Here is a 15,108-nt window from a genome sequence, read left to right on the forward strand (position 1 = left end):
ACGTTTTTGTGGACGAGAAACAACGTTACGACGAAGGCATGCAAGTGCGCCGTGCGGTGCTGGGTGATGCTCACGTTGATCGCAGCCTGACCACGCTGACCGAGTTCAACTCGGAGTTCCAGGAGATGATCACTCGCCACGCCTGGGGTGATATCTGGACGCGTCCGGGGTTGCCTCGCCACACCCGCAGCCTGATCACCATCGCCATGCTGATCGGCATGAACCGCGAAGGTGAGTTGAAACTGCACCTCAGGGCCGCAGCCAATAACGGCGTGAGCCGTGACGAGATCAAGGAAGTGATCATGCAGAGCGCGATCTATTGCGGGATTCCTGCGGCGAATGCGACGTTCCATCTGGCCGAATCGGTTTGGGATGAACTGGGTGTTGAATCCCGAGAGTGATCTAGCCTGCTCCCCAAGTTGAAAAACGATCAACTGGGGGAGCAGGCGTGCGGTTACAGCAAGCTGATCGGATAGCTGACGATCAAACGGTTCTCGTCGAACTCGTTGTTGCTGAAGTCGCGGCGAATGGTCGAGTTGCGCCACTTGACGTTCATGTCCTTGAGCGCACCGCTTTGTACGGTGTAACCCAGTTCCGATTCACGTCCCCATTCCTTGCCATCGGTGGTGGTCGCGGTATGCACATTGTCGCCGCTGATGTAGCGGTTCATCAGGGTCAGGCCCGGCACGCCGAGGGCTGCGAAGTTGTAGTCGTGGCGCAGTTGCCAGGAGCGTTCCTGGGCATTGTCATAACTGGCGTTGTAGCTGTCGTTGGCCAAGGTGCCGCCGCTGGTGCCGTTGACCCGCATCCACGCGCTGTCGCCGGTGAGTTTTTGCAAGCCGACGTAGAAGGTGTTGCCGCCGTATTTAGCTGAGAACAGACCCGACCAGGTCTTGTTGTCCAGATCGCCAGCGCGGGCGCTACCGTCGTCCTTGCCGTAGAAGAAACCGAGGTTGGCGCCCAGGGTCCAGTCGCCCAGCGGCTGGCTGTGGATCAGGTTGATGTATTGCTGGCTGTAGATGTCCTTGAGTTCGGCATTCCACAAACCGATTTGTGTGCGTTTTTCATTGAACACATATTCGCCGCCCTGGAAGTTGAATCGATCGGAGGTGAACGCCGCTTTGCCGGACATCGACATGTCGCTCATGCTGCTGTCGTCGCGCGGGCTGTTGGCGCGGAACTGGCCGCCGTAGAGTGTCAGGCCGTCGATTTCCTTCGAGGTGATCTGCCCGCCACGGAAGGTTTGCGGCAGCGAGCGACCGTCGTCCGAACGCAGGATCGGCAACACCGGCATCCACTCGCCGACTTTCACTTCTGTCTGGGAAAACTTCGCTTTGAACGCCACGTTGGTGCGCCCGAAGTTGTCCGCCGGGCGGCCGTCATGATCCAGCGGCAGCAACTGCGTACCGCCAGTGCCTTTACCGCCATCGAGCTTCACCGAATACAGGCCCAGCACGTCCATGCCGAAACCGACGGTGCCTTGAGTGAAGCCGGATTTGGCGTCAAGGATGAAGCTTTGTGTCCACTCTTCAGCCTTGCCCTGAGCCTTGGTCGGGTTGGTGAAGTTGCGGTTGATGTAGAAGTTGCGCAGGTTCAGGTTGACCTTGGCGCCTTCAACAAATCCGGCTTCTTCAGCCGCAGCGGGCAGCGCGGCGCCGGCCAGGGCCAAGGCGATCAGGCCAGGAAATACGTAAGGCGCAGGGGAAGCTGTCATGGATTGGATCTCTCTGGTTTTTGTAGTCGAACGGGGGCGCTGCCGCCACTTTCGGGGTGCAGATATGGAATGCAATTGGGGAGACGAAGCGAAGGCGATCAGCCGGAAAGGGCAGGGCGCGGGGGCATGGTGTCGAACCTGTTGTTATTGGTTTTGTGGAGCGAATGGTGCGGGGCGCGGAGGCGGGGTTTCAATCGGGGAAAGCGGGTTTTGGGCGATTATCGAACGCAAGATTGTTCGCGATTTTGTGGTGAGCTGAGGGCCTCATCGCTGGCAAACCACCGATGAGGCCAGTGCCGACAACATCACGTTCTGCCAGACAACAAAAAGCCCACCAAACGGTGGGCTCCTTGTGTCCATCAGATGATCAGAACAGCTTCATCTTCGGTGCTTCTTCTTTCAGCGGTTCGTTCTGCGCGGTTTGCGCATTCCAGCCACCGCCCAGGGCCTTGTACAGGTTGACCGCACTGGTCAGTTGCGCAAGGCGATCGGTGATCAGCGACTGTTGCGCGCTGAACAACTGACGCTGGGCATCGAGGAAGGTCAGGTTGCTGTCGACGCCGATGCGATAACGACGCTCGGCCAGGCGGTAGTAATCCTGGTTGGCCTGCACAAAGTCACGCTGCGCTTGCAACTGATCGGTGTAGGTCTGGCGGGCGGCCAGGCCATCGGCGACTTCCTGGAAGCCGGTTTGAATCGCCTTCTCGTAGTTCGCCACGCCAATGTCCTTCTGGATCTTGGCGTAGTCGAGGCTGGCGCGCAGACTGCCGGCGTTGAAGATCGGCAGGTTGATCTGCGGCTGGAACAGCCACGTACCGGAACCGCCCTTGAACAGGCCGGACAGATCCGGGCTCAGGCTGCCCGCGTTGGCGGTCAGGCTGATGCTCGGGAAGAACGCTGCGCGCGCTGCGCCGATGTTGGCGTTGGCGGCCTTCAGGTTGTACTCGGCTTGCATGATGTCCGGACGACGTTGCAGCAGATCCGAAGGCAGACCGGGCGGTACGTCGCTGAGCAGGTCGTCGGCCAGCGGTTTGGCCGCTTGCAGATTGGCCGGGATACCGGTGCCGAGCAGCAGAGTCAGGCTGTTTTCGTCCTGCGCGACCTGACGGGTATAACGCGCCAATTGGGCACGGGCATTTTCCACCGAGGTACGCGACTGAGCCAGATCCAGTGCCGAAGCGACACCGACTTCATTGCTGCGGCTGGTCAGCTTGTAGCTTTCTTCGAAGGCACCCAGGGTGTCTTGTGTCAGCTTGAGCAGTTCCTTGTCGGCCTGCCAGGTCATATACGCATTGGCGACGCTGGCGACCAGACTGATCTGGGTGCTGCGGCGCGCTTCTTCGGTGGCGAAGTATTGTTGCAGCGCTTGTTCGCCCAGGCTGCGAACCCGACCGAACAGGTCGAGCTCGTAGGCGCTGATGCCGACAGTGGCGGAGTAGGAGCTGGTGATGCCCGCTTCACCGGTCTGCGAAGCCCGCGCCGGAACCCGCTGACGGCTGCCGCTGGCATTGGCCGAAACGGCCGGGAACAGGTCGGCACGCTGGATGCGGTATTGAGCCGCATAGGCATCGATGTTCAGCGCCGCAACACGCAGGTCGCGGTTGTTTTCCAGCGATACCTGGATCAGCTGTTGCAGGGCAGGGTCGTGGAAAAACTGCTTCCAGCCCTGCTCGGCAGCGGCTTGCGCCGGTGCCTGGGCCGGCGAATACGCCGGGCCCTGCGGGTATTGGCCTGCAACCGGTGCTTCAGGCTGCTGATAATCAGGTATCAGCGAGCAACCGCTCAGCACGAAGGCCGCGACGGCGATGGAGAGTAGCGACTTGCTCATTGGCCAGCCTCTTTAGGAGTTTCTTTGGCGTCATCCTTGCCGGCGTTTTTGCGCTGGCCAATGGACGACACGGTGACGAAGAACAGTGGGACCCAGAAGATCGCCAGGATCGTGGCCGTGAGCATACCGCCGATTACGCCAGTACCGATCGCATGTTGACTGCCTGAACCTGCGCCGGTGGAGATCGCCAACGGTACAACACCGAGCACGAAGGCCAGCGAGGTCATGATGATCGGTCGCAGACGCATGCGGCACGCTTCAATCGCCGCATCGCGCAGACTGCGCCCTTGCTCATGCAGTTCTTTGGCGAATTCGACGATCAGAATGGCGTTTTTAGCCGCCAGACCGATAGTCGTCAACAGGCCCACCTGGAAGTACACATCGTTGGACAGACCGCGCAGGCTGGTGGCCAACAGTGCACCAATGATCCCCAGTGGTACAACGAGCATGACTGCGATCGGAATCGACCAGCTTTCATACAGCGCCGCCAGACACAGGAACACCATCAGCAGCGACAGGGCGTACAGCGCTGGCGCTTGCGAGCCGGACAGACGTTCCTCGTAGGACAGACCGGTCCAGGAGATACCGACGCCGGCCGGCAGCTTCTTGGCAATCGCTTCGACTTCGGCCATCGCGTCACCGGTGGAGTAACCCGGCGCGGGAGAGCCGAGCACTTCCATCGCTTCTACGCCGTTGTAACGGGCCAGTTTCGGCGAGCCGTAGATCCACTCGCCTTTGGCGAAAGCGGAGAACGGCACCATGGTCCCGGCACTGTTGCGTACATACCACTTCTTCAAGTCTTCAGGGCTCATGCGAGCGCCAGCCTGACCTTGCACGTAAACCTTCTTGACCCGACCACGGTCGATGAAGTCGTTGACGTAGCTACTACCAAAGGAAATCGACAGCGTGCTGTTGATGTCGGAAAGGCTCAAACCAAGGGCTCGGGCTTTCTCGTCGTCGATTTCCAGATGGTATTGCGGTTCGTCGTTCAGGCCGTTCGGACGCACTTGGTAGAGCACCTTGCTCTGCGCCGCGAGACCGAGGAACTGGTTACGTGCTTGCATCAGTTTTTCGTGACCGATACCGGCGCGGTCCTGCAGGAACACGTCGAAACCGGTGGCGTTACCCAATTCCAGTACCGCTGGCGGGGCGAAGGCGAACACCATCGCATCGCGGAAACTGAAGAAGTGTTGTTGGGCACGCTGTGCGAGCGCGAACACGCTGTTGCTGGCGTCACGTTCGCCCCACGGTTTGAGCATGATGAACGCCAGGCCCGAACTCTGACCGCGACCGGCGAAGTTGAAACCGTTCACGGTGAACACCGACGCCACTGCGCCTGCCTCTTTATCCAGCAGGTAGGAACGCATCTCGTCGACGACGACTTGGGTTCGTTCGGCACTGGATCCGGCCGGGGTTTGCACCTGAGCGAACAATACGCCTTGGTCTTCTTCTGGCAGGAACGCGGTTGGAATGCGAGTGAACAGCCAGATCATGCCGACAACAATCAGCAAATAGGCCAAAAGATACGGGGCTTTGCGCTGCAGCATGTTGCCGACACCGCGCTCATAACTTCTGACGCCGCGGTCGAAGTTGCGATTGAACCAGCCGAAGAAACCTTTTTTCGGCGTGTCGTGCTCACCTTTCGCAATCGGTTTGAGCATGGTGGCGCACAACGCCGGGGTGAAAATCAGTGCAACCAGTACCGACAGGGCCATCGCCGAAACGATGGTGATCGAAAACTGCTTGTAGATCACACCCGTGGAGCCGCTGAAGAACGCCATCGGCAGCAGTACCGCCGACAGAACCAGGGCGATACCGACCAATGCGCCCTGGATCTGGCCCATGGACTTCTTGGTCGCTTCCTTCGGGGACAAGCCTTCTTCGGCCATCACCCGCTCGACGTTTTCCACCACGACGATCGCATCGTCCACCAGCAAGCCGATGGCCAGCACCATACCGAACATGGTCAGCGTGTTGATGCTGAAACCGGCGGCGGCGAGGATGCCGAACGTACCGAGCAATACCACCGGCACGGTCATCGTGGTGATAACGGTGGCGCGGAAGTTCTGCAGGAACAGGAACATCACCAGGAACACCAGTACGATCGCTTCAACCAGGGTTTCAACCACACCCTTGATCGACTCGGTCACCACCGGGGTAGTGTCATACGGGAACACCACTTCCATGCCTTGCGGGAAGAACGGCTTGAGATCATCAATCGTTTTGCGCAGCGCTTTGGCTGTATCGAGGGCGTTGGCACCGTTGGCCAGTTTCACCGCCAGACCAGAAGCCGGTTTGCCGTTGAACTGGGCTGAAATGCTGGAGTTCTCACCGCCCAGGCGCACGTCAGCAACGTCGCCGACACGCACTTGCGAACCATCCTGGTTGACCTTCAGCAGAATAGCCTTGAACTGCTCGGCCGTTTGCAGACGGGTCTTGCCGATGATCGTGGCGTTCAGTTGCTGGCCAGGCAGCGCCGGCAAACCACCGAGCTGACCGGAGGAGACTTGAACGTTCTGCGACGAAATCGCGGCACTGACATCGGACGGGTTCAGGCTGTACTTGTTCAACTTGGCCGGGTCGAGCCAGATGCGCATCGCGTACTGGGCACCAAAGACCTGGAAGTCACCGACACCGGCTGTGCGCGAGATCGGATCCTGCATGTTCGACACGATGTAGTTGGACAGGTCGTCCTTGTTCATGCTGCCGTCGCTCGACACCACGCCGATCACCATGAGGAAGTTTTTCACTGCCTTGGTCACACGGATACCTTGTTGCTGCACTTCCTGCGGCAACAGCGGAGTCGCGAGGTTCAGCTTGTTCTGAACCTGCACCTGCGCGGTGTCGGAGTTGGTGCCTTGCTCGAAGGTCGCGGTGATGGTCATGCTGCCGTCGGAGTTACTTTCCGACGACACATAACGCAGGTTGTCGATACCGTTGAGCTGTTGCTCGATCACCTGAACCACGGTGTCCTGCACGGTTTGCGCCGAAGCGCCCGGGTAGGTCACGGAGATCGCAATGGCCGGTGGCGCAATGCTCGGGTACTGGTTGATCGGCAACTTGAGGATCGATAGTGCCCCGACCAGCATGATCACCAGGGCAATTACCCAGGCGAAAATCGGACGGTCGATGAAGAATTTTGACATGGGTTACTCCCCTTTGCCGCCAGCGGCTTTATCAGCTGCCTGTGCGGGGGCCGGGTTCTTGGTGTCTACATTGGTCGCTTCGGTCGGATTGACCTGAACACCTGGGCGCACGTATTGCAGCCCCTCGGTGATCAGACGATCGCCAGCCTTCAGGCCGTCTTCGATCAGCCATTTGCTGCCGACGGTGCGGCTGGCCTTGAGCTGACGCAGTTCGACCTTGTTGTCGGCGCCGACGACCAGTGCGGTCGGGGTACCTTTGAGGTCGCGGGTCACGCCTTGTTGCGGTGCCAGAATGGCGGCGGCGTTGACACCTGCCTGCAACTGGGCGCGGACGAACATGCCAGGCAGCAGGGTGTGATCGGGGTTCGGGAACACCGCGCGCAGGGTTACCGAACCGGTAGTCGGATCGACCGACACCTCGGAGAATTCCAGCTTACCGTCGAGCTTGTACTGGCTGCCGTCTTCCAGGGTCAGTTTGACCGCAGCGGCGTTGTCGCCGGCTTTTTGCAGGCGACCGCTTTCCAGCTCACGGCGCAGTTCAAGAAGTTCAACTGAAGACTGGGTCACGTCGACGTAGATCGGGTCGAGCTGCTGGATCGTCGCCATCGCGTCGGTCTGGCCGTTGCTGACCAGCGCGCCCTGCGTGACCGAAGAGCGACCGATGCGGCCGGAAATCGGCGCATAGACCTTGGTGTAGCGCACGTTGATCTGCGCGCTCTGCAGGGACGCTTCCGATTGCATGCGGTTGGCCACGGCGGTGTCGTATTCCTGGCGGCTGACGGCCTGCTCATCGACCAGTTGTTTGTAGCGGTCGGAGATCGACTTGGTTGAACGCAGGTTCGCTTCGGCGCTTTTCAGGGTCGCTTCATAGACCGATGGATCGATCTGATACAACTGCTGGCCGGCTTTAACGTCGCTGCCTTCCTTGAACAGTCGCTTGAGAATGATGCCGTTGACCTGTGGGCGAACTTCAGCAATGCGGAACGCACTGGTGCGGCCCGGCAGTTCGGACGTGAGGGTAAACGCTTGTGGTTGCAGGGTGACAACGCCGACCTGAGGAGGCGGAGCGGCTGGGGCCGCTTCTTCCTTTTTACATCCGCTGAGCAGCGATGCCAGGGCGACGGCAGTGACCAGAGCGGTAACAGCTGGCTTGAATTGCATGAAAATCCTCGGGTCAGGCGCGCGAAAAACGCACAAGAAGTGTGGAAGTAAAAAAATCTGCCGGGTGGATAAGTAGCTTGCTAAGGAATATACTTACGTTCATGGTTGTTTGTAAACACCTTGGCGCTGTACCCACCTTGTTACAAAAAACGTCGCAAGGTTCGAAATTGTAGGCCGGGGAGTCGATCCGCGAGAGATCGCCCCCTCTTTATTCATTCAGCGGATATTCAGCCATCCCTGAAACATCCTGTTTGAGGTTTTACTGTCATGGTCCGTCGTACCAAAGAGGAAGCTCAAGAAACCCGCAGCCAGATTCTGGAAGCGGCAGAGAAAGCCTTCTATGAAAGGGGCGTCGCTCGCACGACGCTGGCGGATATCGCGAGCATGGCCGGCGTCACGCGCGGCGCCATCTACTGGCATTTCAGCAACAAGGCCGACCTGGTCCAAGCCATGCTCGATAGCTTGCACGAGCCGCTGGATGAACTGGCCAAGGCCAGTGAGAGCGAGGATGAACTTGACCCGCTGGGCTGCATGCGCAAGCTGCTGATTCATTTGTTTCATCAAGTTGCACTGGACCCGAAGACTCGGCGTATCAACGAAATTCTGTTTCATAAGTGCGAATTCACCGATGAAATGTGCGATCTGCGCCAGCAGCGCCGGACGGCTAGTCTCGATTGCAATGTGCGTATCGGGCTGACCCTGCGTAATGCGGTGAATCGCGGCCAGTTGCCTGAAGATCTCGACACTGCCCGTGCAGCCATCAGCATTCATGCCTATATAGATGGCCTCCTGTATGGCTGGCTGTTAGCTCCGGACAGCTTTGAGTTGCATGCCGAAGCCGAGCGCTGGGTCGATACAGGGTTGGACATGCTGCGCTTAAGCCCCAGTCTGCGCCGATGAAAACAAGCGCGTAATGGGCACAGCTTATGTCAATTGGCCCGCTTTTATATACGTTTGCGGTTCGCAGTTTATAGGTAGCGAGCCACGCATTTTGTAGTGATTTTGTGTCGCCTGTGTGAAGGAATGTTAGCGGCCCCAATACCGGGCACCCAAGAAAAAGCCCCAGCTCTTGCGAGTCGGGGCTTTTGCGTTTCTGCATTAAGACTTACAGCGTCGGATAGTCGATGTAGCCAACCGGGCCTTTGCCGTAAAACAGCTCAGGACGCGGCTCGTTCAGCGGTGCATCGGCCTTAAGGCGTGCCGGCAAATCCGGGTTGGCAATGAATGGCACGCCGAACGCCACGGCGTCAGCCTTGCCGGCCGCCAGCCAGGCATTGGCGCTGTCCTTGGTGAAGCGTTCGTTGGCGATGTACGGGCCACCGAAAGCTGCTTTGAGTTGCGGGCCGAGGCTGTCGGCGCCTTCTTTCTCGCGGGAGCAGATAAACGCGATGCCACGTTTGCCCAGCTCGCGAGCCACGTAAGTGAAGGTTTCAGCCAGATTGTCGTCGCCCATGTCGTGGGAGTCCGCGCGCGGTGCCAGGTGAACACCAACACGGCCTGCGCCCCAGACTTCGATGGCGGCGTCAGTCACTTCCAGCAACAGGCGGGCACGGTTTTCCAGGGAACCACCGTAGTTGTCGGTGCGCTGGTTGGTGCTGCTTTGCAGGAACTGGTCGAGCAGATAACCGTTGGCACCGTGGATTTCCACACCGTCGAAACCGGCGGCTTTGGCATTCTCGGCACCGGTGCGGTAGGCGTCGACGATGTCGGCGATCTCAGCGGTTTCCAGTGCGCGTGGGGTTGGGTAGTCGGCCAATGGGCGCACCAGGCTGACGTGACCTTTGGGCTGGATGGCGCTCGGTGCGACCGGCGCTTCACCATTGAGGTACGACGGGTGAGAAATCCGGCCGACGTGCCACAGTTGCAGGAAAATCTTGCCGCCAGCGCCGTGAATGGCTTTGGTCACGTTAGCCCAGCCGCGCACTTGATCGTTCGACCAGATGCCTGGGGTGTCCGGGTAACCAACGCCCATCGGCGTTACCGAAGTCGCTTCGCTGAGGATTAGGCCGGCAGAGGCGCGCTGCACATAGTACTCGGCCATCAGCGCGTTCGGCACGCGGCCTTCGTCGGCGCGGCAGCGAGTCAGTGGGGCCATGATGATGCGATTGGACAGCTCGACGTCGCCCAGTTTGATCGGATCGAAAATAGTTGCCATGTGTACAACCCTCGTCAGTGAAGTGGTTAATCAGTGGGTAGCAGGGGCCAGATCGGCATTGCCGTTCTGACGGAAAGTAATCAGGGTCACCATCAGGGCGAGCACTGCCAGAGCGGCTGCGGCCAGAGGCACGCTGGTCAGCCCGAAACCGTGGGCGATAACGCTGCCGCCGACCCAGGCGCCAAGGGCGTTACCGACGTTGAACGCGCCGATGTTCAGGGTCGACACCAGGTTCGGTGCAGCCTTGCCGAAGGTCACCACGTTGATTTGCAGTGCCGGTACGGCAGCGAACGAGGCGGTGGCCCAAAGGAACAGGGTGATTTCAGTCGGGATCAACGCGACGCTGCTCCAGCTCAGCACGGTGGAAACCACCGCCATCGCCACGAACACGCCGATCAGGGTGGCGCCGAGGCGTTTGTCTGCCAGTTTGCCGCCGATGATGTTGCCGACCGTCAAACCGAGGCCGATCAACAGCAGGGTCCAGGTCACGCCTTTTGGCGAAACACCAGTGACATCGCCCAGCAACGGGGCGACGTAGGTGAAGAGGGTGAACATCGAGGCTGCGAACAGCGCGGTCATGCTCAGCGACAGCCAGATGCCGGCGCCTTTGAGGGCGGCGAGTTCGGCGCGCATGTCGAGTTTTTCTTCGTCACGCTTGGCCGGCAGGAAGCGGATCAGGCCGATCAGCGCAATTACACCGATGACGGTCACTGCCCAGAAGGTCGAACGCCAGCCGGCTTCCTGACCCAGCGCAGTACCCAACGGCACACCCAGCACGTTGGCCAGGGTCAGACCGGTGAACATCAACGCGACTGCCGAAGCGCGTTTGTTCGGTGCCACCAGGCCGGCCGCCACCACCGAACCGATACCGAAGAATGCACCGTGGCACAGCGCGGTGACGACACGGGCAAACATCAGCACGTTGTAATCACTGGCCATGGCGCAGAGCAGGTTGCCGACAATGAAGATGCCCATCAACGCAACCAATGCAGCCTTGCGCGGCAGTTTGGCGGTGGCCAGTGCCATGAACGGCGCACCGATGGCCACGCCCAGGGCGTAACCGGTCACCAGCCAGCCGGCGCCCGGGATCGACACACCGAGGTCGGCCGCCACATCGGGCAGCAGGCCCATGATGACGAACTCGGTGGTGCCGATGGCGAAGGCGCTCAAGGCCAAAATGAGTAGCGAGAGGGGCATGTGCATCAATTCCTTGGAGGAGCGCTGAGCTCTTTGACGATGGCGTCGAGGAACGCCTGAATCACGTCCTCGTTGCGCTTGAAGAAGTTCCACTGACCGGCCTTCTGGCTGCTGATCAGCCCGGCGCGTTGCAGCGTGGCGAGGTGGGCGGACACCGTCGACTGCGACAGGCCGCAGCGCTGGTCGATCTGCCCGGCACAGATGCCGTACTCGTGGTTGTGAATCTGTTCCGGAAACTGGACTTTGGGGTCTTTCAGCCAGATGAGGATGTCTCGCCGTACTGGGTGTGCCAGGGCTTTTATTATTTCGTCGAGGTCGAGGTTCATGGCTTGGGCTCGTGATGTCTGTAGCGCTATATCGCGATGAGGCGAACTTTAAATCGGTATTTCGCGATATACCAATATGATTTTGATCTGAAGATCATGTAAATCGGTATATCGGGTTATAACGATATGTTGGGTGTAACGATGAAAGCGCAGTGCTAAGCTGCGCCCATGAACTATCTCGCACATTTGCACCTCGGTGGCCAGCGCCCGGGCCAATTACTCGGCAGTTTGTATGGCGACTTCGTCAAAGGCCGGCTGCAGGGGCAGTTTGCGCCCGAGGTCGAGGCGGCCATCCAGTTGCACCGGCGGATTGACGTCTTCACCGATCGCCATCCGCGGGTGGACATCGCGTTGCGGCGGTTTTCCGCTACTCGAAGACGTTACGCCGGGATCGTCCTCGACGTTTTTTTCGACCATTGCCTGGCGCGAGACTGGCGTTTGTACGCCGACCAGCCGCTGGAGCAGTTCACGACGGACGTCTATCGAGTGCTATCGCTTGAGCGACAACTGCCCGAGCGTCTGGCGAAGATCGCGCCGCACATGGTTGCCAATGACTGGCTGGGGTCGTATCAGGAGTTTGAAGTGCTGGAGCAGGTGTTGCGTGGGATCTCCCGACGCTTGACCCGGCCGGAAGAGTTGGCGGGTGCGATGCAGGAATTGCGGCGTTTGTATGAGCCGTTGAGTGAAGATTTTGCGTTGTTCTACCCACAACTTCAGGATTTCGCCCAACACGCCGAGCCATTGAAAACCTAATGCGGGCTCGCGAAAGCGGTGTATCAGCCAGCATACATGCTCAATGGCACACCGCTTTCGCGAGCAAGCCCTCTCCCACAGGGGGACTCGGCCGCTGTCAGAGCCTGTGTATCAGGCCGCGATTGCCGGGCGCATCGGGGTCTGTTGTGTGTCCGGGATTGCCCCAAACAACGCCTTCTGCACCGCCTGTTGTGCCTCGAACGCCAGCGCCGCGCGTTCCCGGCCCTGGCAGGCAATCGGCTTGAGCAGATGCACTTCGACATCGGCGCAATCATTGCTGAACAAACGCATCAAGTGCGACAGCAAGTCATCGTCACCAATGAACGGTGCCAGCGGGTCGATATCGCCGTCACGCAGATAACGGATCGCCACCGGTTGCAGCATCACCTGCGAATCAATCGCCGCCGACAACAGACGACCATGAAAGGTGCGCAACGAACGGCCGTCGGTGGTGGTGCCTTCCGGGAACATCAGCAGCGGATGGTCGGTTTGCAGGTGACGGGTCATCTGCTTGCGGATCAACTGGCTATCGCCCGAACCCCGGCGGATGAACAGGCTGCCGGCCTTCGCCGCGAGCCAACCGGCGACCGGCCAGGTGCGTACTTCGGCCTTGGACAGAAACGACAGTGGCGTGAGCATGCCGAGCAGGGGAATGTCAGTCCATGACACATGATTGCTGACCCACAGCATCGAGTGTGTTGGCAGCTCGCCGTGAACGGTCACGCGAAAGGGCAGGGCGTTGCTCAGGCGTGCCATGAAAAAGCGCGACCAGCGCTGTCGGCGCTCCATCGAATGGGCCAGGCCAATACGCTCAAAAACCCCGAAGACACTGGCCATGGTCAACCCCAGCGTCACCACCAGCAGCACTCGCGCGATTCGCGCGTACACACGCAACCGGCTCATTACACCGCCGCCTTGAAGTGCTTGGCGTAGCGTGGGCAGAGTTCGTCGCGCTTGAGCAGGATGAACACGTCGGCGACCTGAAAGTCTTCGTCCCAGCACGGCTCGCCGCAGATTTTCGCCCCCAGGCGCATGTAGGCTTTGAGCAGCGGCGGCATTTCAGCAATCACGTTGGACGGAATATCCAGGGTCGGCAGCGGATTTTTCGGCTCGGCACGCAAATGTTCAGTGCACAGATAACGTTCACGCAGACGCTGCATGATCGCGTGAGCCTGCACGCCGCCGTCCTGCATCGGGATGCTCGCGCAGCCCATCAAATAGCTGTATCCGCCCTGATTGAGCACTTCGGCCAGTTCGCCCCACAGCACGGCGATGGTGCCGCCGTTGCGGTAGGCCGGGTCGACGCAGGTGCGGCCGATTTCCAGGATCGGGCCTTTCAAATGCGCCAGGCCATGCAGGCTGAATTCTTCTTCGCTGTAGAACTTGCCCAGGCTGCTGGCGGCGGTGTGGTCGAGCAAGCGAGTGGTCGCCACCAGGCGGCCGGTGTTCAGGTCACGCACACCGATGTGGCTGCAGTGAACATCATAATCATCCATGTCCAAACCCAGTTCAGCGCCTTTCAGTTTGGCGTTGAACTCGCCGCTGAACACGTTGAAACGCAAGGCCTGGGCTTGCTGCAAGGCCTCGGCGCCGATCAGGCGTTCGGCTTGCAGGCGGCGTTCATTGCCGGTGTCGCTGATGCGGGCGATCTGAGTCATGTGAATCTCCGTACGGGCCTTTAACCCGTCGTGGGTTGCAGCCGATCGACTTTCTTTATGCAGCCGTGTTGTGCAAAGTCAGGCTATGTAGCCCCGGTGTCATCGCCATGAACGTTTGGTGATGCTTATATGACAGCCCACGAGGAGCCTCTTATGCCTTGGCCCGATCTGCTTGAAAGCCGTGAACGAATGCCCGTCGTTGCTGACCTGGCAGAAGGTTTTGCGGCGTTGTTGCACACGCTGGGCAACGTCACGCCGTTCGAAATGGCGGTGACGGGAGGGCGGTTGATGGCAACGCCGGGGCTGGCGTTTCTGGTCGGTTATCAAGCGGCGTTGCGCATGCTTTGGCCCAGCGCACCGCTGAGCCTTGGGGCGTTGTGTGCGACTGAACAGCGCAGTTTGCGCCCGGCGGATATGCAAACGCGGCTGACCGATTTGCATCTGAGCGGGCGCAAGGATTTCGTCACCGCTGGCGATGCGGCGGACTGGCTGCTGATCGCCGCCCGCAGTGAAGACCCCGGCCAGACGCCGCGCCTGAGCCTGGCGGTGGTGTATCCCGGCGAACCCGGTGTGCGCGTGGAAAAACTGCCGGCGCTGCCGTTGATGCCAGACATCAGCCATGGTCGGCTGCACCTCGATGGCGCCCTGTGCGAATTGCTCGCCGGGGATGGCTGGGATGCTTACGTCAAACCGTTCCGCACCCTGGAAGATGTCTATGTGTTGAGTGCGATGACCGCGTGGTTGTATGGCGTCGGGCAGGACAGCGATTGGCCACAAGCGCTGCAATTACGCTTGCTGGCGTTGTTGGCCGGGTGTGCCGAAATGAGTCGGCAGCCACCCAATACCCCGGCCGGGCATGTGTTGCTGGGTGGGTTGTTTGCCCAGTTTGAGGCGCTCAAGCCTGAAGTCGATCAGGCATTGGCCGATGGGAATCCGGAGTGGGCGGCGATGTGGCAGCGTGATCAAGGCGTGATGCAATTGGCTTCGGGGGCCAGGGCCAAGCGGCTGGCCAAGGCTTTGGCGCAGACCTGACCGGCCTTTTCGCGAGCAAGCCCGCTCCCACAGTTTGATTGCATTCCAACTGAAGGAACTCGAATACTTGCTCGCGAAGGGGCCCTGAAAACACCACACATTTGTCATAAACCCCGACTACCCTCAGCAGGTTATTTT

13 protein-coding genes are annotated in these 15,108 nt (G+C 59.8%); 4 read left to right on the top strand and 9 right to left on the bottom strand.

The features are described from left to right. The first annotated feature begins 8 nt into the window (after positions 1-8). Complete coding sequence (gene pcaC / locus ACIOU6_RS01560; RefSeq protein ID WP_136492108.1) at positions 9-401, top strand: 4-carboxymuconolactone decarboxylase; 393 nt, start codon at positions 9-11, stop codon at positions 399-401. A gap of 53 nt (positions 402-454) precedes the next feature. Here the strand turns inward: pcaC and ACIOU6_RS01565 are convergent, their stop codons facing one another. The 4 genes from ACIOU6_RS01565 to emhA form a co-directional block, all read right to left on the bottom strand. Beyond that, positions 455-1,714 carry an OprD family porin gene (locus ACIOU6_RS01565; protein WP_401133210.1) on the bottom strand — a complete coding sequence of 420 codons (1,260 nt, stop codon included), beginning with the start codon at positions 1,712-1,714 and terminating at the stop codon, positions 455-457. A 367-nt stretch (positions 1,715-2,081) separates the two neighbouring features. Next, positions 2,082-3,542 carry an efflux RND transporter outer membrane subunit EmhC gene (gene emhC, locus ACIOU6_RS01570; protein ID WP_401133213.1) on the bottom strand — a complete coding sequence of 487 codons (1,461 nt, stop codon included), beginning with the start codon at positions 3,540-3,542 and terminating at the stop codon, positions 2,082-2,084. Then, entirely contained in the window at positions 3,539-6,688 is a 3,150-nt protein-coding gene (emhB, locus tag ACIOU6_RS01575; protein ID WP_401133216.1) for an efflux RND transporter permease subunit EmhB, read from the bottom strand. The genes emhC and emhB overlap by 4 nt, the downstream gene beginning before the upstream one ends. Before the next feature lie 3 nt (positions 6,689-6,691). Further along, entirely contained in the window at positions 6,692-7,849 is a 1,158-nt protein-coding gene (gene emhA, locus ACIOU6_RS01580) for an efflux RND transporter periplasmic adaptor subunit EmhA (protein WP_401133219.1), read from the bottom strand. 267 nt (positions 7,850-8,116) lie between these two features. Between emhA and emhR the strand changes: the two genes are divergently transcribed. Further along, positions 8,117-8,749 carry an efflux system transcriptional repressor EmhR gene (gene emhR / locus ACIOU6_RS01585; RefSeq protein ID WP_221731400.1) on the top strand — a complete coding sequence of 211 codons (633 nt, stop codon included), beginning with the start codon at positions 8,117-8,119 and terminating at the stop codon, positions 8,747-8,749. A 205-nt stretch (positions 8,750-8,954) separates the two neighbouring features. Here the strand turns inward: emhR and ACIOU6_RS01590 are convergent, their stop codons facing one another. Genes ACIOU6_RS01590 through ACIOU6_RS01600 form a run of 3 tightly spaced genes read right to left on the bottom strand, consistent with a single transcriptional unit; the run spans position 8,955 to position 11,527 of the window. Then, positions 8,955-10,004 (bottom strand): alkene reductase, encoded by a 1,050-nt coding sequence (locus tag ACIOU6_RS01590; RefSeq protein ID WP_339430678.1) that lies wholly within the window; start codon positions 10,002-10,004, stop codon positions 8,955-8,957. Positions 10,005-10,034: 30 nt separating this feature from the next. Then, entirely contained in the window at positions 10,035-11,201 is a 1,167-nt protein-coding gene (locus tag ACIOU6_RS01595; protein ID WP_221731398.1) for an MFS transporter, read from the bottom strand. Positions 11,202-11,206: 5 nt separating this feature from the next. Beyond that, positions 11,207-11,527, bottom strand: a complete 321-nt coding sequence (locus ACIOU6_RS01600; protein ID WP_221731397.1) for a helix-turn-helix transcriptional regulator — start codon at positions 11,525-11,527, stop codon at positions 11,207-11,209. Positions 11,528-11,695: 168 nt separating this feature from the next. On the opposite strand from ACIOU6_RS01600, the gene ACIOU6_RS01605 reads away from it, so the two are divergent. Next, the gene (locus ACIOU6_RS01605) at positions 11,696-12,280 is read left to right on the top strand and encodes an ACP phosphodiesterase (protein WP_221731396.1); all 585 of its coding nucleotides are present in this window, start codon (positions 11,696-11,698) and stop codon (positions 12,278-12,280) included. A 111-nt stretch (positions 12,281-12,391) separates the two neighbouring features. Here the strand turns inward: ACIOU6_RS01605 and ACIOU6_RS01610 are convergent, their stop codons facing one another. Beyond that, positions 12,392-13,183 carry a 1-acyl-sn-glycerol-3-phosphate acyltransferase gene (locus ACIOU6_RS01610; RefSeq protein ID WP_221731395.1) on the bottom strand — a complete coding sequence of 264 codons (792 nt, stop codon included), beginning with the start codon at positions 13,181-13,183 and terminating at the stop codon, positions 12,392-12,394. Further along, positions 13,183-13,938: an L-ornithine N(alpha)-acyltransferase gene (gene olsB, locus ACIOU6_RS01615; RefSeq protein WP_221731394.1), complete on the bottom strand. Its 756-nt coding sequence runs from the start codon at positions 13,936-13,938 to the stop codon at positions 13,183-13,185. The genes ACIOU6_RS01610 and olsB overlap by 1 nt, the downstream gene beginning before the upstream one ends. A 153-nt stretch (positions 13,939-14,091) precedes the next feature. Here olsB and ACIOU6_RS01620 point away from each other — a divergent pair, with 153 nt between their 5' ends. Then, on the top strand, positions 14,092-14,970 hold the full coding sequence (locus ACIOU6_RS01620; RefSeq protein WP_401133225.1) for an acyl-CoA dehydrogenase: 879 nt from the start codon (positions 14,092-14,094) through the stop codon (positions 14,968-14,970). Positions 14,971-15,108 lie beyond the last annotated feature (138 nt).

It is taken from the genome of Pseudomonas sp. NPDC087615, assembly GCF_044743445.1.
In the GTDB taxonomy this organism is placed as follows: domain Bacteria; phylum Pseudomonadota; class Gammaproteobacteria; order Pseudomonadales; family Pseudomonadaceae; genus Aquipseudomonas; species Aquipseudomonas baetica_A.